General features: G+C 38.9%; 24 protein-coding genes. 20 read left to right on the plus strand and 4 right to left on the minus strand.

What is annotated here, in order from left to right:
- Nucleotides 1-40 precede the first annotated feature (40 nt).
- Nucleotides 41-427: a hypothetical protein gene (locus IRY55_RS06950; protein ID WP_194562575.1), complete on the plus strand. Its 387-nt coding sequence runs from the start codon at nt 41-43 to the stop codon at nt 425-427.
- A gap of 64 nt (nt 428-491) precedes the next feature.
- On the opposite strand, the gene IRY55_RS06955 is transcribed toward IRY55_RS06950, so the two are convergent.
- A complete protein-coding gene (locus IRY55_RS06955; protein ID WP_194562576.1) occupies nt 492-950 on the minus strand; it encodes a YwpF family protein in 459 nt (152 codons plus the stop codon).
- Between the two features lie 11 nt (nt 951-961).
- Nucleotides 962-2,125 carry a class I SAM-dependent methyltransferase gene (locus IRY55_RS06960; protein WP_194562577.1) on the minus strand — a complete coding sequence of 388 codons (1,164 nt, stop codon included), beginning with the start codon at nt 2,123-2,125 and terminating at the stop codon, nt 962-964.
- Nucleotides 2,126-2,263: 138 nt separating this feature from the next.
- Here IRY55_RS06960 and IRY55_RS06965 point away from each other — a divergent pair, with 138 nt between their 5' ends.
- Together IRY55_RS06965 and IRY55_RS06970 are read left to right on the plus strand one after the other, a co-directional pair.
- Nucleotides 2,264-2,608 (plus strand): phage holin family protein, encoded by a 345-nt coding sequence (locus tag IRY55_RS06965; protein WP_194562578.1) that lies wholly within the window; start codon nt 2,264-2,266, stop codon nt 2,606-2,608.
- Between the two features lie 154 nt (nt 2,609-2,762).
- Complete coding sequence (locus tag IRY55_RS06970) at nt 2,763-4,412, plus strand: N-acetylmuramoyl-L-alanine amidase (protein WP_194562579.1); 1,650 nt, start codon at nt 2,763-2,765, stop codon at nt 4,410-4,412.
- Between the two features lie 155 nt (nt 4,413-4,567).
- Here the strand turns inward: IRY55_RS06970 and IRY55_RS06975 are convergent, their stop codons facing one another.
- The gene (locus IRY55_RS06975) at nt 4,568-5,071 is read right to left on the minus strand and encodes a ferritin (protein ID WP_194562580.1); all 504 of its coding nucleotides are present in this window, start codon (nt 5,069-5,071) and stop codon (nt 4,568-4,570) included.
- Nucleotides 5,072-5,280: 209 nt separating this feature from the next.
- On the opposite strand from IRY55_RS06975, the gene IRY55_RS06980 reads away from it, so the two are divergent.
- Nucleotides 5,281-5,877, plus strand: coding sequence for an SAM-dependent methyltransferase (locus IRY55_RS06980; protein WP_194562581.1), 597 nt, complete (start codon nt 5,281-5,283; stop codon nt 5,875-5,877).
- A gap of 167 nt (nt 5,878-6,044) precedes the next feature.
- Here IRY55_RS06980 and nfsA read toward each other — a convergent pair whose 3' ends face one another.
- A complete protein-coding gene (nfsA, locus tag IRY55_RS06985; protein ID WP_194562582.1) occupies nt 6,045-6,773 on the minus strand; it encodes an oxygen-insensitive NADPH nitroreductase in 729 nt (242 codons plus the stop codon).
- 121 nt (nt 6,774-6,894) lie between these two features.
- Here nfsA and IRY55_RS06990 point away from each other — a divergent pair, with 121 nt between their 5' ends.
- From IRY55_RS06990 to IRY55_RS07065, 16 genes are all read left to right on the plus strand, one after another.
- Nucleotides 6,895-8,454, plus strand: a complete 1,560-nt coding sequence (locus IRY55_RS06990) for an FMN-binding glutamate synthase family protein (RefSeq protein WP_194562583.1) — start codon at nt 6,895-6,897, stop codon at nt 8,452-8,454.
- Between the two features lie 164 nt (nt 8,455-8,618).
- Complete coding sequence (gene hflX, locus IRY55_RS06995) at nt 8,619-9,884, plus strand: GTPase HflX (protein ID WP_408015142.1); 1,266 nt, start codon at nt 8,619-8,621, stop codon at nt 9,882-9,884.
- Between the two features lie 147 nt (nt 9,885-10,031).
- Nucleotides 10,032-10,844 (plus strand): DUF6612 family protein, encoded by an 813-nt coding sequence (locus IRY55_RS07000; protein WP_194562584.1) that lies wholly within the window; start codon nt 10,032-10,034, stop codon nt 10,842-10,844.
- 320 nt (nt 10,845-11,164) lie between these two features.
- On the plus strand, nt 11,165-12,115 hold the full coding sequence (locus tag IRY55_RS07005; RefSeq protein ID WP_194562585.1) for an ABC transporter permease: 951 nt from the start codon (nt 11,165-11,167) through the stop codon (nt 12,113-12,115).
- Entirely contained in the window at nt 12,108-13,061 is a 954-nt protein-coding gene (locus IRY55_RS07010) for an iron chelate uptake ABC transporter family permease subunit (RefSeq protein ID WP_194562586.1), read from the plus strand. The genes IRY55_RS07005 and IRY55_RS07010 overlap by 8 nt, the downstream gene beginning before the upstream one ends.
- Complete coding sequence (locus IRY55_RS07015) at nt 13,058-13,819, plus strand: iron ABC transporter ATP-binding protein (RefSeq protein ID WP_194562587.1); 762 nt, start codon at nt 13,058-13,060, stop codon at nt 13,817-13,819. The genes IRY55_RS07010 and IRY55_RS07015 overlap by 4 nt, the downstream gene beginning before the upstream one ends.
- A 20-nt stretch (nt 13,820-13,839) precedes the next feature.
- Nucleotides 13,840-14,808, plus strand: coding sequence for a siderophore ABC transporter substrate-binding protein (locus IRY55_RS07020; protein ID WP_194562588.1), 969 nt, complete (start codon nt 13,840-13,842; stop codon nt 14,806-14,808).
- A gap of 82 nt (nt 14,809-14,890) precedes the next feature.
- Complete coding sequence (locus tag IRY55_RS07025; RefSeq protein WP_194562589.1) at nt 14,891-15,688, plus strand: hypothetical protein; 798 nt, start codon at nt 14,891-14,893, stop codon at nt 15,686-15,688.
- Between the two features lie 72 nt (nt 15,689-15,760).
- Nucleotides 15,761-16,963, plus strand: coding sequence for an MFS transporter (locus IRY55_RS07030; protein WP_194562590.1), 1,203 nt, complete (start codon nt 15,761-15,763; stop codon nt 16,961-16,963).
- A 354-nt stretch (nt 16,964-17,317) separates the two neighbouring features.
- Nucleotides 17,318-18,376: a YkvI family membrane protein gene (locus IRY55_RS07035; protein ID WP_194562591.1), complete on the plus strand. Its 1,059-nt coding sequence runs from the start codon at nt 17,318-17,320 to the stop codon at nt 18,374-18,376.
- A gap of 148 nt (nt 18,377-18,524) precedes the next feature.
- Nucleotides 18,525-19,325 carry an alpha/beta fold hydrolase gene (locus tag IRY55_RS07040; protein ID WP_194562592.1) on the plus strand — a complete coding sequence of 267 codons (801 nt, stop codon included), beginning with the start codon at nt 18,525-18,527 and terminating at the stop codon, nt 19,323-19,325.
- A gap of 52 nt (nt 19,326-19,377) precedes the next feature.
- Complete coding sequence (locus IRY55_RS07045) at nt 19,378-20,307, plus strand: manganese-dependent inorganic pyrophosphatase (protein ID WP_194562593.1); 930 nt, start codon at nt 19,378-19,380, stop codon at nt 20,305-20,307.
- 121 nt (nt 20,308-20,428) lie between these two features.
- Entirely contained in the window at nt 20,429-21,067 is a 639-nt protein-coding gene (locus tag IRY55_RS07050) for a class I SAM-dependent methyltransferase (protein WP_194562594.1), read from the plus strand.
- Nucleotides 21,064-21,531 (plus strand): S-ribosylhomocysteine lyase, encoded by a 468-nt coding sequence (locus IRY55_RS07055; protein ID WP_194562595.1) that lies wholly within the window; start codon nt 21,064-21,066, stop codon nt 21,529-21,531. Before IRY55_RS07050 ends, IRY55_RS07055 begins: the two co-directional genes overlap by 4 nt.
- Before the next feature lie 16 nt (nt 21,532-21,547).
- Nucleotides 21,548-22,444, plus strand: a complete 897-nt coding sequence (locus IRY55_RS07060; protein WP_194562596.1) for a PLP-dependent cysteine synthase family protein — start codon at nt 21,548-21,550, stop codon at nt 22,442-22,444.
- 5 nt (nt 22,445-22,449) lie between these two features.
- Nucleotides 22,450-23,586, plus strand: coding sequence for a bifunctional cystathionine gamma-lyase/homocysteine desulfhydrase (locus tag IRY55_RS07065; RefSeq protein WP_194562597.1), 1,137 nt, complete (start codon nt 22,450-22,452; stop codon nt 23,584-23,586).
- The last annotated feature ends 59 nt before the right edge of the window (nt 23,587-23,645 follow it).

The following is a 23,645-nucleotide window of genomic DNA, read 5'->3' on the forward strand; positions in this document are numbered from 1 at the left end:
AGCTATTTGTTCGAATCACCTTTGGGAGGTAAACGATTAAATGTTTAAAGAATTATCACCGAATATTAAAAGCAGTATTACACGATCAATTTCGCAAACATATGAACAGTATATGGAACGAATTGATTGGGATGAAGAAGCTTACGACATTGAAGATTATTTAATGTTGTGGAAAGAATATATTAATGAACGCGCGCTTTGGTATGAAACATTATCTGCTGAACAAAAAGAAGATCCCCAGTTTCATGAGGATATGGCTGTGCGAATTAATGAAGTTATCTTGAAAATGCTAACAGACCCACCGTCGGAAGAACAAATTGCTACGATTGAAGTGTTGCAAGAAGAGTTGGGTACGCATTATGACTATACGTGTAAAGCAGAAGCGACATATGTTGAAAATAAATTAATGCGCATGAAAAATAAATAAAATTCCACAAGTGAAAAACGCTTAAATCATTCTAAAGAAAAGATATGATTTAAGCGTTTTTATTTTAGTTTTTTTTCTGTTCTCGGTATAGTTGTTTATCGATGGTTAAACGTGGGCGTTCTTTCATATCTTTTTCGAATTGTTCGAGTAATTCAATCCCGTCGAATCCATCATTTAATAGTTGTTCTAAAAGTTGTTCTGCATATTTGGCTCGTACTCGCTTTAATTTCCCTTTCAACAAAATCGATACTTGATTGTCGCCAATATTTTTCATATCTTCAACGGTCACGATAAATCCAGCAGGCTCATTGTCGGGATAAGAAATGACGACGCGAGCTTCTAATAAAGTTTCTTCTGAACTCCACTTTTCAAAGAGCAGACGGTATTGACGTTCTAAAAATAATTCGAGTACCCAAGAGCCTCTGCTATTTTCTTGATTAATGATAATACCATCGATGAGGGGAAAGTTGATAAATTCGTCATTTTCTACAATTTGAATCGATAACATTTTAAATGTTTTCATAATAACTCTCCTTATAATCTTCCGAATTTTTTCAGTTCTTTTTCTAAAAATGGTTCAGCTTGAAGTAACTGTTTAAATTGTTGATAGTCTTCATAATCTTGATCCGCTATTTTTGCATTTGTTGCGTAAGCACGAATTAAAATGTTTTTTGGCGTATGTTCTAAATCAACAAATTCCAGTAATTGAGCATCGTATCCGACAAGTTGAAGTAATTGAGCGCGGATGGCATCGGTAGCTAATGCGCTGAAACGTTCTTTTAAAATACCGTGTTTCGTTAAAACATCGAGGGATGGCGCATGAAGTTGATTAAAAAGTTCATGCTGACAACATGGAACGCTCATAATCACTTTTGCGCCCCAATGGACAGCTCGGGCGAGCGCAAGGTCTGTCGCCACATCACAGGCATGTAAAGTAATGACCATATCGACCGTCTCTTCTTCATAATCGCTAATATCCCCAATTTGGAAGTGTAACTGCTCATAGTTTAATTTGCGAGCGATCATTTCACAATGTTCGATGACTTCTTTTTTTAAGTCGAGTCCGGTAATTTGGACATCGCGTTTTTTAATTTCAACTAAGTAATAGTAAAGAGCAAAAGTTAAGTAAGATTTCCCCGAGCCAAAGTCGATAATACGAATCGGACGATCTGTTGGGAGGTGAGGAAATGTATCTTCTACCATTTCAATAAATCGATTAATTTGTTTAAATTTTGCATGTTTAGCAGCGCGAATTTTACCTTCTTTCGTTTGTACGCCGAGTTCGACGAGGAAAGGATGAATCACTTCCTCGCTTAAAATATATTGCTTTTTTCGATTGTGTGAAAAATTCGCTTCTTTCGGAGTAGCGTGTTGTGTCGTTTTATAAAGTACTTTAAACTTTTTCGATATTTGAGCTTGTGATGCATGCGTCGTGTGATCAAAGTGGACTTGCCTAAAATGTTCGAGTTGTTGCGAAAGCTCGTCTTTTGCTTCTTCAAAAGATAAGTTTTTATGATACATTGTATGTTCAAGTTGATACTCAAATTGAATCGCGAGTTCGTTTTGAATTTCTAATTTTTTAAGTTTAATGCGTTGAATGTCATTCGAACGCAGGCGAGGCTGACTAATGGTCCCAGTTAAAAAGGACTCATCCATTAATTGTTTTTTTAAAACTTCAATGAACTGTGAAAATTCCATAGTGAAAACTCCTTTGTCGATACGGTACTTGTGTGTTCAGCATACCAAAAATACCTTCGAAAAACTATGCTGAAGCGGTTTGATTTCCCTGGGAATGGGTAGTATATTAATATAATAAATAGGAAAGGAAGAGATCGTATGAGATGGTTAGGCGGTATTTTTTTAAATGGCTTATTTTTCATAGTTTTATCAAGTATTCTTCCGACATTTCATGTGGAAGATTTAGGAGCAGCACTTGTTGCAAGTTTTGTATTAGCGCTCGTCAACATATTAGTCAGACCGTTTTTATACATTTTGACATTACCCGTGACAATTTTGACACTGGGACTCTTTTCGTTTGTAGTGAATGCACTCATGTTACTTTTAGTGAATAAAATTACAGGCACAGGGTTTGTCATTGACGGCTTCGGCCAAGCGTTAGCGATTGCAATTTTAATGTCCGTCTTTAACGTCATTTTAAACAAAACATTATTAAAAGATTAATTGGTAAAAATCTCTATCAATAAGGTCGAAATGCATGAGTCAGAACAGTTAACTTAAAAAAAATTGAACTTCCATATTCACAGGCTTCTAATTCATGGTAAGATAAAGAAATAGATGTGATTTAAACGAGATTAAAATAATGGAGGTTTAAAATTTGTTAAAAGTAGCAAAGACATTATTGCTGACTTTACTCGCTGTGGTAATAGTTTGGCCATCGGACGCTTTAGCCAATGGATTGAATTTTAAAGATGTTACGGAAAACTCGCGTGCTTACAAGGAAGTGAAATATCTAGCAGATCGTCAGTATATGAGCGGAAAAACGACGGAGCGCTTTGGCGTCAATGAAAATGTGACGAGAGCTGAAGCAGCGGCTACAATTGGTCGAGCATTGAATATTTCAGCAACGAATCAAGAAACATCTTTCAAAGATGTTCCAAAAGGGTATCGTTTTTCGGGATATATACAAGAACTTTCAAAGCGAAACATTATTACGGGATATGCGGATGGCACATTCCGTCCTAATGACCAATTAACGCGTGGTCAAATGGCTATCATTATTAATCGGGCATTTTTAAGCAATCCTAATGTCAGCATTGCTGAAGCTGAAAAAAGATTAATGAGTTTAGGAATTTCAGAAGGAAAAGCAGATGGTACGTTTGGACGAATGGATAAAATTTTACGTATTGATTTTGCTGTATTTATTGCACGTTCAGTTGAGCCTTCATTTCGTCCGAACGTTGTAAAGCCACCTACTGAGCCTGTTAACCCATTTACAAGAACAGTATATGTGACATCAGAGCAGTCACCTTTAAATGTTAGAAGTGGTCGTGGCATGAACTATGCGGTAGTTGGACAATTATCTTTCCAAACAAAAGTAAAAGCTGCTTATCCAGTGAATGGTTGGACAAAAATCCAATATGATGGGAATAAGGAAGGCTATGTGGCAGAGGATTATTTGAGTACCACTTACCCAAAACCTACACCACCAAAACCTAATCCTGCACCTGTTGAACCGACACCTGTACCACCTATTACAACAAACGCTGCAACTGTAGGCTATGTAACGAGTGCTACTTTAAATGTGCGCTCACAAGCGAATGATAGTTCTGCCATCGTTACAAAAGTAACAAAGGGCACAGAACTTGCAGTGACATCAATCAACGGATTTTGGGCAGAAGTGACAACACCAACAGGGCACAAAGGTTTTGTGCATAAATATTATATTAAATTAGTGAATAAAAAAGGAAATGCTGTTCAAAATCGTATTATTGTAATCGATCCAGGTCATGGAGGAAGTGACCCAGGAGCTATTAGCGGTGGAGCTAATGAAAAGTCTATCACATTAAATGTGAGTAAAAAAGTTGCCGATAAGTTAAGACGTGCAGGTGCGAATGTCCATATGACTCGGACGGGAGATACCTATCCAACATTGACACAACGGACTCAGTTTGCAAAGAGTAAATTTGCTGAATCATTTATTTCAATTCATGCAAACTCTGCATCAGCAAGCGCATCAGGAACAGAAGTATGGATTGATACGAAGTTCAATGCCAATGGTGCTGAAAGTCGTCTGCTCGCTCAATATGTGCAAAATAAAATTGTACAAAAGGTGAATATGAAAGATCGTGGTGTTAAAGACAGTGCGTTCCAAGTATTGCGACAAAATAATATACCAGCGATTTTAATTGAATTAGGCTTTATTACAAACAGTTCAGACCGTCACAAAATGACGAGTGAAGAGTACACCGAATTGTTTGCTCAAGCGATTTATGAAGGTATTGTTCAATATTATAGTGGTAAATAAAAAAACGTCGTGCGATGATTTTCATCGTACGACGTTTTTATTATTAAGTAATAAAGCAAAGTGGAAAATAGTAAGTTTACTCAAAAATTAAGTGATTACGTTACGCAAGTTTCCTTTTTTAAGAGATGTAAATTTACATAGAAACTTTTCCGACCTTATTTAGTAGCGGAAAATTCGCGTGAACCTAGTTCTTTTTCATAAATAAAGAGCGCATTTCGATCGCCGCCGATTCTTTTTAAATATTCGATATGAGTATCGAATGAAGATTCTTCTTCTACCTGCTCATCGAGGAACCAATTTAAAAATGAGATTGTAGCATGTTCTCTTTCTTCCATCGCGAGATCTGCGAGTTCGTAATATTGTTTCGTCACTTCTTTTTCTTGGCGGAGTGAAGTTTCGAACGTGTCGAGTAATGAATCAAAATCTGTTTTCGGTGCTGCGATACCACGGAATGTCGTGCGCACTCCACGGTCGTTTAAATAGTTATAAATTTTCATACCATGAAAACGTTCTTCTTGCGCTTGTTCTAAATAAAAATTTGCAAAACCTGTGTAATTTGTGTATTCACAATAAGCAGCGACGGACATGTAAAATTGTGCAGCATCGAATTCATTGTTCATTTGTTCATTTAATGCATGAGCTAACTTTTCTGATAACATGGAAAACCTCTCCCTTATGTTGATAGTGTCCTTATACTTTAAGTATAAGCTAATACTGAGGAATGTACATGCAATTTATATCACTCTCTCATAATCTTAAAATTTAATGTATTGTGACTTCAAGTAGCCTATTGAAAAGAAAATCGAATGCGTTAAAATAGAGGGGACGAACAACAATATGTTCAAAAAAGTAGAATATGGGGGAATCTATGACGGCAGATTTAAAACGAGATGCTTATTTTTCAATTCAAACTGTCGGCATTCAAGATTGGGATGCATCTTCAGCTCATTATAATCGCTACGAAGCGACACCTTATGAAGCATTAGATATTTTATTCCAATTTTTTGACATGCCATCTGCGGGACGCTTTATCGATTTTGGTTCAGGAAAAGGACGTGTTCCGATTTATATTCATCATTATTTTCGGAATCCAGTCTGTGGAATTGAACGGAGTTTTCAATTGCTTGAACAAGCGGAAGCGAACGAGGAAAAATACCGACTTCACCATCATGTGAAAGGTAAACAAATCGATTGGGTTCGCATGCAGGCAGAGCGTTACGTTGTTAAGCCATTGGATACAGTATTTTATTTCTTTAACCCTTTTTCTGTACAAATATTCGCACAAGTCGTAGCTAATATTTTACATTCTGTACATGAAAATACGAGGCCGATCTATATTATTCTATTTTATGAAACGGTTGAATATCGGGATTGGCTTGAACGTTACACGACGCTCGTACCCATTCAAGAAATTGAGCTATCTGTAACAGATCCTTATGAAAAATTTGTTATTTATACAAATTGAAGTTATGAAAGTAAGAAAAGTAGATAGAATATATATTAAATCTTTACACTTATCACGAGAAGTAATTAGTTTTAAGATTGAAGACCACTTTAAAAAGTGCATGATCATAGTAAATGATTTTGAATATAAAAAAGACTCATCGCTCAAGCGATGAGTCTTTCGGGCGATTAACGGTGTTTGAAACCTTGCTGTTCTAAAGATTGTTTCATATAGGTACGCTTCGGTTCTTTTAAAAATTCAGTCATTTGTTCTGTCCAAGTACTCACTTTATTATTAGAGCTACGTTCAGCATAATATTGTTTCATCGTTTCGTCATATTGAAGTAAAAGCTCATCATACTTCTCATCATTATAAACGTTAGTATGAAGGATTGCTTGCAAAGGTAAACGTGGTTTCACTTCATTCCGTTTGGTAGGAACTCCAATCGTCATGGCAAATAAAGGCATGACACCTTGTGGGAGCTCAAATAAATCACTAATGGCATCTGGATTATTGCGTACACCGCCGATATAGCAAATGCCATACCCTTTCGATTCGGCAGCGATGGCGATATTTTGAGCACAAAGCGCAACATCAACTGCACCGACAATCGTATTTTCAGCATAGCTATAATCGATTGTTTCACCGTGTAAAGCAGCTGCTTTTTCTAATCGATGAAAGTCTGAACAGAACAATAAGACGACGGCAGCTCCGTTAATTTGGAAAGCATTTTTAGAAAGTTCACCTAGTTGCTGTTTACGTTCTTCATCTGTGACATGAATAATAGAGTACGATTGAACAAAGTGAGAACTAGCGGCATGTTGGCCAGCGCGTACGAGTTCATAAACTGTCTCTAAAGGAATCGCTTCCTCTGTGTATTTTCGTACGCTCGTATGGGATGTAAGTAAGTCAATCATCGACGAAAACCTCCTAAAAATTTTAATTTAAAATTACTATACTATGACTCTACAATACATGATAAACTACATGAGATACAATGGAATTACCCAATAAAAAATAATTAAAGAAGGTGCAGAAATGGCTTGGTTGGAAGGTATATCAATTACGACAGCTTTACTTATTTTGTTTCTCATCATCATTCCGATCGTCACAATTGTTTATTTATATTTCTTTGATCGGAAGCAAAAACAACATGCGATTTTGAGAAACTATCCGTTACTTGGACGGGCACGTTACATTTTAGAAAAAACAGGACCAGAATTTAGACAATATTTATTTGATGGAGATAATGAAGGGCGTCCATTTAGCCGTCAACAATATTTGCATATGGTCATGCCAGGAAAATATTTAAGTAATGTCATCGGCTTCGGTTCGAAAAAAGATTTTACACAGCCTGGATATTATTTGCGTAACGCGATGTTTACAACACAAGTAGAGGAATTGCATGTCGATAATACTGATATCGTTCAAACGATGAAATACGTCATTGATGAAGACAATTTATTTTCACGAAAAGAGCACCGTGAAGAAGTAGAAGCCTTACCATGGTTGCTTCCAGAAGAAGAAGCAATTGTCATTGGACCGGAATGTAAAACACCGTTTCGTGTTCGTGGATTTATTGGACAAGCAGCGATGAGCTATGGTGGACTTGGACAAAATGCAATTCTCGCATTATCGAGCGGGATATCACACGTTCCAGGTTCATGGATGAATACAGGAGAAGGTGGAGTATCCCCTTATCATATTAAAGGTGGCGCGGATCTAATCGCTCAAATCGGTTCAGGTCTTTACGGATACCGCACAAAAGAAGGCGAATTCAGCGTCGAGATGTTGAAAGAAAAAGCAGCGATGGAACAAATTAAAGCATTTGAAATTAAAATCGCACAAGGTTCAAAAATGCGTGGTGGGCACGTTGAAGGAAGTAAAGTAACAGAAGAAATTGCAGCGATTCGTAACGTCGTACCTCACACGACAATTAATAGTCCGAACCGCTTCCGTCAGTTCGATGACTTCGATTCAATGTTTGACTTCATTGAATTGATTCGTAACGAAGGTGGCAAGCCGGTCGGTATTAAAATCGTAATTGGTAGTAAACAAGATGCTGATGAATTAAGTAAATATATGGCTGAAACGGGACGCCATCCTGATTTCATCTCACTCGATGGTGGTGAAGGTGGATCAGGAGCGACATATCAAGATTTAGCTGATACGTTAGGACTTCCATTGCGTTCTGCATTACCGATTTTAGATAATTCTTTAACAGAATATGGAGTTCGTCATAAAGTGAAAATCATCGCTTCAGGAAAAATTACGACACCTGACTCAGCAGCGATAGCGATGGCACTCGGAGCAGACCTCGTACAAGGAGCACGTTCATTCATGATTTCGGTTGGATGTATTATGGCGGGAAGCTGTCATACGAATGATTGTCCAGCAGGAGTTGCGACGACAGATGCGAAGCTACAACAAGGACTGGTCGTCGATGAGAAGCAATACCGTGTGACGAACTATATTTTAACGATGCGCGAAGGATTGTATCGTGTCGCAGCAGCAGCAGGTTTAAAATCACCGAAAGAATTAAAACGAGAGCATGTCGTCTTCAAAGACGAACGTGGTCGTGTCTTCCCAATTGAATAAAACCCGAAACTACGGAAGCCTATCGCTTTCCGTAGTTTTTTTGTCACGATCATTGTGCAGTAAATGTTGATGAAGGGAGGTTTAAAGTGAAGAAGTCATCATCATTTTCGCAATGTATTAGGAAATTCGTTATGATAGAGAAAAGCGATAAAGGAATGAATACAATGGAACAATATATTGAAGAGTTTGCTCTTCTCGTCGCTGTCAATGAGGACGACAATTCGCATTTTGATTATGAGATGGAAGAATTGCGCAATTTAACAGAAGCCTTACAAGTAGAAGTCGTGGGAGAAGTGACTCAAAATTTGCCGAGAATTCATCCAACGACTTATGTAGGAAAAGGAAAATTAGATGAAATTAAGCGTATGTATGAAGCGATTAATGCAAATTTAATCATTACGAATGATGAGCTATCCCCTTCTCAAATTCGTAATTTAGAGGAAGAGTTACAATGTAAAATTATCGATCGCACGATGCTAATTTTAGATATATTCGCTCGTCGTGCAAAAACGCACGAAGCGCGCATGCAAGTCGAACTTGCACAACTTCAATACTTTCTCCCGAGACTCGTCGGCTTACGTTCGTCATTAAGTCGTCAAGGTGGAGGAACCGGGGGAGGTTTCCAAAACAAAGGGGCAGGGGAAACGAAGCTCGAATTGGATCGCCGTGTTATTGAAGATCAAATCGCAAAATTAAACCGTAACTTGAGACATGCTGAAGAACAGCGTCAAACGCAGCGCAAACGTCGTAACCGAAGCGGTATGCCTGTCGTATCAATCGTCGGCTATACGAATGCGGGTAAATCGACATTAATGAATCAATTGCTGACGAATATATATGGAGAAGCAGCGAAAGAAGTATTTGAAAAAGACATGCTTTTTGCGACACTAGATACATCGGTGCGGAAAGTAGAGCTACCGAATAATCGCAAGTTTATTTTGACAGATACGGTCGGTTTCGTATCTAAACTCCCCCACCATTTAGTAAAAGCATTCCGCTCTACCTTAGAAGAAGCGCGAGAAGCGGATTTATTGCTTCATGTCGTTGACGTTTCGCATGAAGAATATCGCTATATGATCGATGTGACGAATGAAACGTTATTAGACGTTGGCGTGGAAGATATCCCTACCATTCTCGTTTACAATAAAGCAGATGCGACATCGATGCCATACCCTTACGTCCAAGATAACGAAATTTGGATGTCAGCGAAAGAAGGAAAAGGGCTAGAACAACTACTCCAATTAATGAATCGTTATATTTTTGCAGATTATGAAATTGAAACGGTGACTGTACCATATGAGCGAGGAGATCTCGTTTCGTTATTAAATGAAGAAGCACATGTGATAGAAACCGAATATGAAGAAGAAGGTACTCAATTAACAATTGAATGGTCCAGCCGTTTAAAAGAACAGTTTTATCAAGCGCTCTAAAATGCAAAAAAAGTCGCACGGTGAATGTGGCACCGTGCGATTCAAAGGACCTCTTAATATTGTTAAGGGGTTAGGGGATTAATCTATACCCACGTTTTTGATAAAGTAAACGTTTTTTATTTACGAATAAGATAGGAGATTTATAATATGAAAAGAAAGTTTCACTTTCTCATCTTAAGCAGTATACTATTGCTTCTCGCAGCCTGTTCGTCAACCGGAAATCAAGAAGAAGTATTTGAAAAAATGCTTCAAAAAATTGATACGTACGAAAGCATGCATACGAAGATTTATTTGGATCAATACATGAAAGAAAATGAAGAGTTGGAAGAACGTCAACTACGTACATTGTCGAATATCGCACTAACACGAGAACCATTCACCATGCATCAAACGATTAATGTTGATGCTGGAAAAGGTGAAGAAGCGGTAAGCAATGAAGAAATTTACATTACAGAACAAGGAATGTTTGTTCAAAGTGAAGAAGAATGGATTCAATTTCCACCTGAAATGCATGAGATGATGATCGGGAATGGAAATGAGTTTCATACAATTATAGACCTTGAAGTGTTCAAAGATGTGTTAAAAGAAATGAAGATAGAAGAGACCGGACAACAATATATTTTACGTTTTTCAACGACAGATCAAAAAAAGCATGATAATTTAATGCGACTCATCGCGGCATCGAGTGTAGCCGGACAATTTCAAATGGAAGAAGCGATGGCATTTGATGCATTGACAGTCGATCGACTTCGTTTAGAATTGTACATCGATAAAGAAACATATGATTTAAATACGTACAATTTGGACTTAGAATTCGATTTAACATTTGAAGATACCGTGTTAAATATGGTGCAACATACAGAAACAGAAATAACAGAAATGAATCAAATTCATCCGATTCAAACTCCGCAAGAAGTATTGGACAACGCGGTTGACTTTGAACAAGAAATGCAAAAGTAAATGGTTAAAGAAACGCTCTTTTTTAGAAAGGGCGTTTTTTTATTAAAAAAATCCAAATGAATAATCGAGAAAATGATAAAAGATTTTTTAATAAAATAGAAAAAACAAAGAATCCCCTTACATTTCTCCTTATTTTTTAGTAGAATAGTTCATGAAAACAGAAGATAGTTTCTTTTTTTTACATATATATTGATAATCATTTTCAATTAGATGTTGACTAATTGGTGAATATTGCTATAATTAAATTGCAGTGATAGTGATAACGATTATCATTAACAATCACTTCACGAAGCAAAATATTCGGTATCGGAGATTTGAAATTGAAGAAACGTTACTTAGTGATCGCAGTCATCTTACTTTCATTCCTCTCGCTATTCGTGGGAGTCAGTCGGATCTCGCTGTTAGACTTATTAGATTTTAAGTCTGAGCAAACTGAAATATTTTTATTGAGTAGAGTTCCTCGATTAATTGCGATTTTACTTGCGGGAGCAGGTATGAGTATCGCTGGTTTAATCATGCAGCAATTGAGCCGAAATAAATTCGTCTCTCCAACGACTGCAGGAACACTCGATGCGACACGTCTCGGTATTTTAGTATCGATGTTATTGTTTGCGAACGCCTCTACGATTGAAAAAATGCTCGTTGCCTTTGCATTCGCGCTTGCTGGCACGCTGTTGTTTATGCAGATTTTAGACCGCATTAAATTTAAAGATGCGATTTTTATTCCACTCGTAGGATTAATGTTCGGGAATATATTATCATCGATTACGACATTTTTTGCTTATCGTGCGAATGTTATTCAAAATATGTCCGCTTGGTTGCAAGGAGATTTCTCGATGATTATGAAGGGACGTTACGAGTTACTTTATATTAGTATTCCTGTGCTCATCATCGCATATATGTATGCGAATCGCTTTACAGTAGCCGGAATGGGAGAAGATTTCTCTAAAAATTTAGGACTCGCGTATAAACGAATCGTCAATATCGGATTAATTTTAGTTGCTTTAATTACGACAACTGTCGTGTTAACTGTCGGAATGATTCCGTTTCTCGGATTGATCATCCCAAACATCGTTTCCATTTTCCATGGAGACCATTTACAAAAGACATTGCCACATACGGCATTGCTCGGAGCGATTTTTTTACTCGTCGCAGACATATTGGGAAGGGTGCTCATTTATCCGTATGAAATATCGATCAGTTTAATGGTTGGTGTTATCGGAAGTGGTATATTCCTCTTCTTGTTGTTTAGGGGGCGAGCATATGCGTAAAAATCGTACGAGACTCATTGTGCTCATCGTACTAGCGATTGTCTCTTGTGCACTGTATTTGTTTTACGAATTGAACGGAAGCTATGATTATGCATTGCCACGTCGTGCAGTGAAAGTCGCTGCAATGGCCTTAACTGGAATTGCGATTGCTTATTCAACCGTCATTTTCCAAACGATTACGCATAATCGAATTTTAACACCGAGCATAATGGGGCTAGATTCGCTCTACATATTGCTTCAAACATTATTTGTCTTCTTTTTAGGTTCGATGCATGTGACGGTCGTCAATCAACATGTCAACTTTGTACTTTCTGTCATTTCGATGATTGTATTTGCGCTTTTACTGTATAAATTTCTATTTCAAGCAGGGAAGCGTCCGATTTACTTTTTATTACTCGTCGGGATTATCGTCGGAACCTTTTTCTCAAGCATTACGACATTTTTGCAAGTACTCATTGATCCAAATGAATTTTTAAGAGTGCAAGATAAAATGTTCGCAAGTTTCAATAATATTAACGGCGATCTCGTTTGGTGGGCGTTCGGCATTATCGCTATCGCTCTCATCATCGGATGGCGTTACATGGAAGAGTTAGATGTTTTGTCACTCGGACGTGACGTCGCAATTAACTTAGGAGTCCCGTATGATGCGATTGTGAAGCGCATGCTCATTCTATCTTCTGTATTAATTGCGGTATCGACAGCGCTCGTCGGTCCGATTACATTTTTCGGACTCATCGTAGCGAACTTGTCATATCAATATTTCAATACGTACAAACATAAAATTTTAATTACAGGTGCTGCTTTTATGAGCATTATCGCACTTGTCGGTGGTCAATGGATTGTCGAGCGTGTCTTCTCATTCTCGACGACATTGAGTGTCATCATTAACTTCGTCGGTGGAATTTACTTCATTTACTTATTATTAAAGGAGAGTAGATCGGCATGATTCAAGTCCGTAATTTGTCAAAGTTTTATGGGAAAAAAGCGGTCGTCGAAAAGGTGAGTGTCGATATTCATCCGCAAAAAATTACATCATTTATCGGTCCGAACGGGGCAGGTAAATCGACATTGCTTTCGATGGTTAGTCGTTTAATCGATGCAGATACAGGAGAGGTAATGTTGGATCAAGATGATGTGCGTGGGATGAAGTCGAATGAATTTGCGAAGCGTGTATCGATTTTAAAACAGTCGAACTTTATGAATGTTCGACTAACGATTCGCGAACTCGTTTCATTTGGACGTTTCCCGCATTCACGTGGTCATTTGACAGAGGAAGACGAGAAGCATGTTGACCAAGCGATGGAATATATGGATTTGCTCGATATGGAAGATCGTTACTTAGATGAGCTATCAGGCGGTCAACGTCAACGGGCATTCATCGCGATGGTTATCGCGCAAGATACAGATTATATTTTGCTTGATGAGCCACTGAACAATTTAGATATGAAGCACTCTGTACAAATTATGAAAATTTTGCGTCGCCTCGTCGACGATCTCGGCAAAACAGTCGTCATTGTTTTGCATGATATTAACTTTGCGTCGGTGTATTCAGATCGAATTGTCGCATTAAAAGACGGTAAAGTAGTACGAGACGGTACGACAGATGAAATTATTAACTCGGAAGCATTAAAAGAAATTTACGATATGGACATCCCGATTAAACGGATGAACAATTGCAATATTTGCGTTTACTTTAATTCATAATAAAAGGATGGTATACACTTATGAAAAAGTTTTTAACATTATTTTTAACGATGTCACTCATGTTCATTTTAGCAGCATGTGGTGGCGATAAAGAAGAACAAACGAAAGATTCAGATGCAGCAGGAGATTCCAAAACAGACCAAGTAATCGATGTTAAACATGAACTTGATGATCAAGCAGTTCAAGTTCCAGCAAACCCTGAAAAAGTAATCGTATTTGATTTAGGTGCTTTAGATACGATGGATGAATTAGGATTAGGAGACAAAATTGTCGGTCTTCCACAAGCGACAGTTCCAACTTACTTAGAGCAGTATAAATCAGCGGACTACGAAAACTTAGGATCATTAAAAGAGCCAGACTTTGAAAAAGTACATGCTTCAAAACCAGATTTAATTATTATTTCGACACGTCAAGCAGAACTATATGATCAGTTTAAAGAAATTGCACCGACAATTTACTTAGCGATTAATGACAAAGATTATTTAAATTCTTTCGAAGCGAATGTTGAAACGATCGGTAAAATCTTTAACAAAGAAGAAGAAGTAAAAACAGCATTAAAAGAAATTGAAGAAAAAGTAGCATCAGTTCAAGAAGCGACAGCAAAAACAGAAGATAAAGGATTAATCGTACTCGGTACAGAAGGTAAAGTGAGTGCATACGGTCCAGGTTCACGCTTCGGTTTAATTCATGATGTGTTAGGCGTAGACCCAGCAGATGATAAAATTGAAGATTCACGTCACGGACAAAGCATTACATTTGAATACATTTTAGAAACGAATCCAGATATGATGTTCATCATTGACCGTGATACAGCGATTGGTCAAGATTCATCAGTGAAGGAATCACTCGAAAACGAAATCGTTCAAAAAACGAATGCATTCCAAAATGATAAAATGATTTATTTAGATGGTGAAGTTTGGTATTTAGCAGGTGGCGGACTTGAGTCAATGAATATTATGATTGATGAAGTTGCGGCGGCATTTAAATAAGAGAGTAAACACTCAGAGAGCATTTGGCTTTCTGAGTGTTTTTGTTATATGGTAAGAAAATAAGAAAAGGGAGGGGCGTGCGTTGTTGGATTGGAAGAGTTTATATTATTTACATAAGCGACATAGAGCTTCATCGGAACAATATGTCGAGTGGGCGATTCGTGAAATGGAGAGCGGGATTGACGATGAGAATGTCGTTGCATTAGCTTGCCTAGATTTTATTCAACCACTCAATCATTTCGAAGTATTGGAGGCTTTCACGTATCTTTTGGATGCAGAAGTGTATGAAATTCCAACTGAAGAAGAAGCAGCATATGCTTATGTCCGCTATTTATTTCAACAAAGGACTGGACAGTGGAAAGAGGATTTTGATCTTCTGAAACGTATGATTATTATTGCGAGAGATGAATGCTTACTATTAGAAAACGAGTTATATCCGATTGAAGAACGAGTTGAAGAAGCGGTATATGGAGATAATGTGGAAGAGTGGACGGAAGGGGAGATTACTACGTATTTGTATGAGCAATTGGCAACTTTACATGCGAAGTTGTTTTTATCCCCTTCTCTCCAAGTGTTAATGGGTGAAGTTGTTGAACGAGTCGAGAATAATCCGACATTCACCATCGTAGGTACTCCGTTTCGTCTCATAATTTCAGGAGCTTGGCATTTACGACAAGGTTCAGAAGTGATGGCAGGTAGCGGAGAATATCGCTTCGGAGAAGTGAAGCGTGCGTTACAAAATGAAATCATTAGCCATGTCGACTATGATGAAACGACATCCCTTTTAACATTACAAATGGGGGCTTATACGCTTCATATTTTTCAAAAGCTAGCCTCGCATCGGGGATGGGAAATTCATACGTTAAATTTAAAAAAATAATGCGTTCTCTATTTCTTTATAGTATTATTGAGTAGTCAGATGTCAAGACACTAAAAAGAATGGAGAAATGAAATGGGACAAACGGAGAAAGTTTCAAATAAAAAATTGCTTGGAATTGCAGGAACAGCTTGGATGTTTGATGCGATGGATGTTGGAATTTTATCATTCGTCATTGCAGCAGTGGCGATAGATTGGGGGTTAACCCCCGAGCAGTCTGGTTGGATTGGAAGTATGAATTCAATTGGGATGGCGGTCGGTGCATTTGGTTTCGGTGTACTCGCTGATCGTATCGGACGCAAAAATGTTTTTATGATCACATTAGTATTATTTTCAGTCGCAAGTGGATTATCTGCTTTCACGACAGGATTAGGTGCTTTTTTAGTGCTGCGCTTTTTAGTAGGAGCGGGCCTCGGTGGAGAGTTGCCTGTCGCTTCAACTCTCGTATCTGAAAGTGTAGAAGCACATGAACGTGGGAAGATGGTCGTCTTATTAGAGAGCTTTTGGGCAGCGGGATGGTTAGTCGCTGCACTAATTGCTTATTTTATCATTCCAGATTATGGTTGGCGCATCGCTTTAATTGTAACGGCCCTTCCTGCTTTTTATGCAATTTACTTACGTCGCAATTTACCAGACTCACCCGTTTACGTACAGTCAGGCGAACCGAAGCAGTCGATCGGAGAAAAGATTAAGCTTGTTTGGTCGAAGCAATATGCGAAACGGACAACGATGTTATGGATCGTCTGGTTTACAGTCGTCTTTTCTTATTATGGCATGTTTCTTTGGTTGCCGAGCGTTATGATGTTGAAAGGATTCGACATGATCCAAAGCTTCGGTTACGTATTGCTTATGACACTTGCACAACTTCCAGGGTACTTCACAGCTGCTTGGCTCATTGAACGAGCGGGACGGAAGTTTGTGTTATCTACTTATTTAATCGGAACAGCTTTAAGTGCGCTCGCTTTTGGAATGGCAGTGAGCGGCCCGATGTTACTGACATTTGGTGCACTTCTTTCATTCTTTAACTTAGGGGCATGGGGAGCGCTTTATGCGTATTCGCCAGAGCAATATCCGACAGCGATTCGTGCAACAGGATCAGGAATGGCGGCTTCGATTGGACGCATCGGTGGTATATTCGGCCCGCTTCTCGTCGGATCACTCGTTGCAAAAGGAGTCGGTTTTCCAATCATTTTCGGTATTTTTTGTGGGGCTATTTTCATCGGAGTGTTTGTCGTTCTCGTCCTCGGGACCGAGACGAAGCAACTCCCGTTACAATAAAGGAGCGAAAGAGTTCACACATGGTGAACTCTTTTTTATATGTGCGATTCAGTGATTGACTGTAGATAGTGGAGCCATCGCAAGTCGTGATACCTATCATCAGGAAAGAATATTATGGAAAGATCCCTCTTTCTAGAATATTTATAGTGCAATAATAAGTGGAGAAATAAGAAAAATAAATGAAGTCATAAAGTAACAATAAAACTCCGCGTACTCCTATTTAAATTAACGGAATATTTTGAATAACTAGGAAAAAATATTCAATCCCCATTAAATCATATTGTTTAAAATATACAGTGTAGTATAGTGTTAAGTACGAAATAAGATAGATTTGCATTAGTTGGGAGGATGCTTATGTCAAAAATTTTTAAAATAGGAAGCGCTTTCATCGGAATAATTATTGGGGCCGGTGCAGCTTCAGGACGAGAAATTGTACAATATTTTACGAGTTTCGGTATGTGGGGAATATTCGGAGGACTCGTATCGACAGCATTGTTCATGTATTTAGGGATGATGTTGACACGACTCGGAAGTCGTCTCAATGCGAAAAACCATAAAGAAGTCATTTACAAAATTAGTGGCCGTTGGTTAGGGTTAGCGATTGACTGGGTCATTATTTTGACATTATTCGGTGTCGGAACGGTCATGATTGCCGGAGCGGGATCGAATTTACAGCAACAGTTCGGGTTACATCCAGCAGTTGGAAATACGTTAATCGTTTTATTAATTTTAGGCGCATCATTAATGAACGTAGATCGCGTCATTCACGTTATCGGATTTATGACACCGTTTTTATTATTAACCGTCATCGGGGCATCGATTTATTCACTCTTGTCGATGGATTCTACATTTGCTCAATTAGACCCAATTGCGAAAGCGATTCCAACGACGTTGCCGAACTGGCTTTATTCAGGAATTAACTACGTATCGTTCAACATTGCCGTCGGTGCGTCCATGTCTATCGTAATGGGCGGTGTAGAAGAAGATGAACGCGCAGCAGCGTGGGGCGGTATCGTCGGAGGAATCGGACTAGGTGTGTTGATCATTTTAAGTCACCTTGCGATTTTCTCTCAAATTGAATATGTTGGAGAATCGGATATGCCGATGTTGTTAATTGTGAACAACATTTCGCCAATTCTCGGTATTTTCATGTCAATTATTTTATTCGCGATGATCTTCAATACTGGTCTCGGAATGTTTTACGCATTCGGTGCACGTTTCTTCGATATCGGAACGAAAAAGTTCGTATACTTTTTAATCGGTACTTTATTCGTCGGGTTTGGCTTAAGTTTTGTCGGGTTTAAAGACCTCGTGGCACATTTCTACCCGCTCATCGGAAATATGGGACTCTTACTCGTCGTCGTGTTAATTTTCACGTCGTTTCGTATGCCAGAAAAAGTGGAAAGAGAATAAAGTTGAAACTATCTGTTATTTTTTAGTATAATAAAAAGAGGTGCATCGTAAAATGACATGCATACCTCTTTTTATTTTTTTACTATATTAAAAAAGCGTAGCACGTTACAAAAATGGGTATAGGAAACAAAAAGGAAGGGTGAACGTTTTGCTACACTATCGTACATATGAAGCGGGTCCAGACGCGCCATGGGTAACATTTGTCCACGGAGCAGGGGGCAGTTCCTCAATATGGCATAAACAAATACGTGAATTTCGAAAAGAACATAATGTCTTACTCGTAGACTTACGAGGCCATGGCAAGTCCGAGCAAGGCCAATGGCAGAAAGGGGATACTTTTTTAGACGTATCCAACGAAGTAGTGGAAGTTTTGGATGAATTAAATATCGAGTCGACACATATTATCGGTATGTCACTCGGAACAATCATTGCGCAAACGATGGCCGATCACCATCCTGAACGAATAAAATCTCTCATTTTAGGAGGCGCAATTATCCGACTCGATATACGGACGAAAGTGTTATTATGGATCGGTCGAGCGTCGAAACGAATTATTCCTTATATGACCTTGTATAAGTTATTCGCCTATATCATTATGCCGAAAAAAGAACATGAACATTCCCGTCTCGTTTTCGTCAATGAGGCGAAAAAAATGTGTCAAAAAGAATTTGTGAAATGGCTCTCTTTAACGCGAGTTATCAATCCATATTTATCTAATTTACAAGCATCCACAACTCATATACCAACACTGTTTTTGATGGGTGACGAAGACTATTTATTCATTCCGCCAGTTGAAGAAGTCGTGCGTCGATATGACACATTTGAATTTATTCCGATTGAAAAGTCTGGTCACGTCTGCAATATCGACCAACCGGAACAATTCAATGAGCACTCAATTAATTACATTGCAAAAATTGAACAACAATATAAAGAAAAAGAAGCGATATAAATCTCAAATTTGTGCTAAAATGATGGCATGAATAACAAGGAGGAAATACAGAATGGAGAAAGTACTCGTCATCGGGCATAAAAACCCGGATACAGATTCAATTATGTCAGCGCTTGCTTATGCACATTTAAAGCGTGAACTTGGCATGAATGCAGAAGCAGTTCGCTTAGGTGAAGTGTCGAAAGAAACACAATACGGTTTAGATTATTTCAAAGTAGAGGCGCCACGTCTCATTGAAAAAGCGAAGCCAGAAGTAGAGAAAGTCATTTTAGTAGACCATAACGAACGCCAACAATCCGTCGATGATATTGACGATGTTCAAATTATTGAAGTGATTGACCATCACCGAATTGCAAACTTCGAAACAGCTGGTCCACTCTACTACCGCGCAGAACCTGTTGGCTGTTCAGCGACAATTATTAAAAAAATATACGCTGAAAATAATGTGGAGATTCCACAAAATATTGCAGGGTTAATGGTTTCTGCAATCATTTCAGATTCTTTACTATTTAAATCACCGACATTTACAGAGGAAGATCGTACAGCAGCGATGGAACTTGCAGAAATTGCAGGGATTGATATCGAAGAATACGGCTTAGAAATGTTGAAAGCAGGAGCGAACTTAAGCGATAAAACAGCGACTCAACTCGTAGGGCTCGACTCGAAAGAATTCGGGATGGGTGACTATCAAGTAGAAGTGGCGCAAGTGAATGCAGTGGATTTAAATGATATTTTAGAGCGTCAAGCTGAAATTGAAGAAGCGATGCGCGCTGTTTTAGAAAATAAACAACTCGACTTATTCGTTTTCGTAACGACAGACATTTTAAATAGTAATTCAGTGGCAATTGCAGTCGGAGAACAAGCTTCAGCTATAGAGCGTGCTTTCAATGTCACACTTGAAAACAATCGCGCTCTCTTAGAAGGTGTCGTATCACGTAAAAAACAAATCATCCCACAATTAACAGATGCGATGAAAGCATAAAATTTAAAATCGAACCTACTGTCCTATCAAGGATGGTAGGTTTTTTCTTTTCATTGTCTTTTTGAAAAAGCCATGTTATAGTTTAATTCATATTAAACAAGTAGGAATAGAGGGATAAAGAATGGAAGTTGATTTTACAACACTTTTCGATGAGTGGTCGGCAAATTATGATGCAACTGTTTTTGGAGAAGACGAACAATATCGAGAAGTATTTGAACGATATGAAGAGATTTTAGATTTTGTAGCGGAGCGCGCCTTTGGAAAAATCGTGGAGTTTGGTGTTGGAACGGGTAATTTATCCGTTCGCTTACAACAATCCGGTCAATTATTAGTAGGAATCGAGCCATCTCAAGAAATGAGAGCAATCGCCGAACGAAAAATGCCTAGTTTAACGATACAAGATGGTCATTTTTTAAACTATGAATTGTCTGAACAAGTTGATTCAATTGTGAGCACATACGCATTCCATCATTTAACAGATGAAGAAAAAGAACGCGCAATTTATAAATTTGCCCGCAACTTACGTCCAGGTGGGAAAGTTATTTTTGCAGATACGATGTTCGTAGCGGATGAGGCATTCGCGAAAACGATTGAACGCGCAGAACAACGTGGCTATGACCGTCTTTCAGCAGATTTAAAAAGCGAGTTTTATCCAACGATTCCCGTCCTTCAAGTATTATTTGAAAAAGGTGGATTTACGACGAGATTTACACAAATGAATCATTATGTTTGGGTAGTAGAAGCGACAAAAGGAGAATGAATATGACGAAAAAAATGAATGTCGAAAGTTTTAATTTGGATCATACGAAAGTGAAAGCTCCGTACATTCGATTAGCGAGTGTTATTGACGGGACACATGGTGACGTCATTTATAAATATGATTTGCGCTTTAAACAGCCGAATAAAGAACATATGGACATGCCTGCCGTCCATTCACTCGAGCATTTAATGGCGGAATTGAGTCGTAATTATAGCGAGCAAATCGTTGACTTAAGTCCGATGGGTTGTCAAACGGGTTATTATTTATCCGTTTTGAATGAATCGGATGAAGAAGCTGTGTTTCAACTTGTCGAAAATGTATTGCAAGATGTATTGAAAGCGACAGCAGTGCCTGCTTGTAATGAAGTGCAGTGCGGATGGGCAGCGAGCCATAGTTTAGAAGGAGCGAAAGAGTTAGCGGAAGATATGTTAGCACATCGCAACGAGTGGCATGAAATATTTTAAGTAGAGGGATGAGTGTATGATTTATCAATCAGCGATACAATTGATCGGCGATACGCCACTCTATCAATTTAAGCATCCGAATGTTCAACTTTATGCGAAGTTAGAAAATCAAAACATCGGAGGAAGCGTGAAAGATCGCCTCGGGTATCACTTAATTGAACGTGCTTTACAAGAAGGCCTTATTCAACAAGGAGATACGGTTGTAGAGCCAACTGCAGGAAATACAGGGATTGGGCTTGCGATCGCAGCGCAGCATTTCGGAGTGGAATTAATCGTGACAGTGCCAGCGAAATTCAGCATTGAAAAACAACAGCTCGTGCGCGCGCTCGGTGCTAAAGTAATTGAAACGAGCGAAGATGAAGGAATGGACGGGGCGATTACAAGAGCAAAGAAACTCGTCTCAAAAGGAATCGCACAATATATGCCGAATCAATTTGATAATGAATGGAATCCAGAAGCTTACGTTGGATTAGCGGATGAACTTATGCGTGATATTAATGGCAATATTGATGTCCTCATTGCGGGGGGCGGTTCAGGCGGTACACTCGTCGGAGTAGCTCGTCGCTTGAGAGAATATAATCCTCATCTTGAAACGGTGCTCGTGCAACCAGTAGGAGCGACATTGGAGGGACATCCGGAAGCTCCTTACGCCATTGAGGGGATTGGCATGTCTCGCTATTCTACATTTATTAATCCTGATGAAATTAATAGGATTAGTTGGGTAAGTGATGAAGAAGCTTTTCAAGCGACTCGTCATCTTGCGCGTCATCATAGTTTATTGCTTGGAAGTTCATCGGGAGCTGCCTATGTAGCGATGCAAAGAGAAGCCGAGCAAGCAGAGGGTAATTTGAATATCGTAACGATTTTTCCAGACCGAATCGAACGTTATTTACAATCAAATGTATTGGAGTGAACAACATGAGAAAAAAGACAGCTTTAATTCACGGGGGACGTGCCTTCGATGAAGCGACAGGTGCCTTATCATTACCGATCGTTCAAGCGAGTACATTTCGCCAACGTTCCATCGGTGATTTTGAATATGAATATGCGCGTACAGGGAATCCGACGCGTGAGGGAGTGGAATTATTAATCGCCGAACTTGAGCAAGGGGATAGAGGGTTTGCTTTCGCTTCAGGAATGGCTGCTATTACAGCAGTGATGGATTTATTTGAAGCGGGAGATCATCTATTACTTTCTGAAGACGTTTATGGTGGGACGTATCGTCTGATGACTCAAATTTTAAGCCGCCATCAAATCGGTGTAAGCTTCGTCGATACGACGAATAAAGAAGAAGTGGAAAGCGCCATTCAAGAGAGCACGAAAGCGATTTTCATTGAAACGCCGACGAATCCTTTATTGAAAATTACCTCGTTACCGACGATTGCAGAGATTGCGAAAAAGGCGAATTTATTACTGATTGTCGATAACACATTTAGCACACCTTACTTCCAAAACCCGATCGAGCATGGTGCGGACATTGTCGTGCATAGTGCGACGAAATATTTAGGGGGACATAGCGACGTCGTAGCAGGTTTAGTCGTCACGAAAGGGCGTGCACTAGGGGAAAGATTGCATTACATTCAAAACGCGACAGGCGGCGTTCTCGCTCCTCATGATAGTTGGTTGCTCATCCGCGGTATGAAAACACTCGGCGTGCGTATGGAAGAGATTGAACGTTCCGCTCAAAAAATTGCGCAATACTTGCATCATCACGAGCGAGTGGAAAAAGTGTACTATCCTGGATTTTCGACACACCCTGGGCATTTAACTCATCAAGCGCAAGCTTCCGGATACGGGGGAATGATTTCTTTCGTTGTTAAAGGAGAAGAAGAAGCGAAAGCAGTTGTGGAAAACGTTCGTTATTTTACATTAGCGGAAAGTTTAGGAGCGGTTGAAAGTTTAATTTCAGTACCCGCAAAAATGACTCACGCTTCAATTCCGAAAGAGCGCCGTCATGAAATCGGAATTGCAGATGGTTTAGTGCGTCTATCTGTCGGTCTAGAAGATGTGGAAGATTTGCTTGAAGACTTAGCACATGCATTGCAATTTGCCTAAAAGCAGAAAAGTTGTTTCTTAAACACTTCCTCTTTATGATGGACAATAGAGAGGAAGTG

The organism is Savagea serpentis (assembly GCF_015351395.1).
Classification (GTDB): domain Bacteria; phylum Bacillota; class Bacilli; order Bacillales_A; family Planococcaceae; genus Savagea; species Savagea serpentis.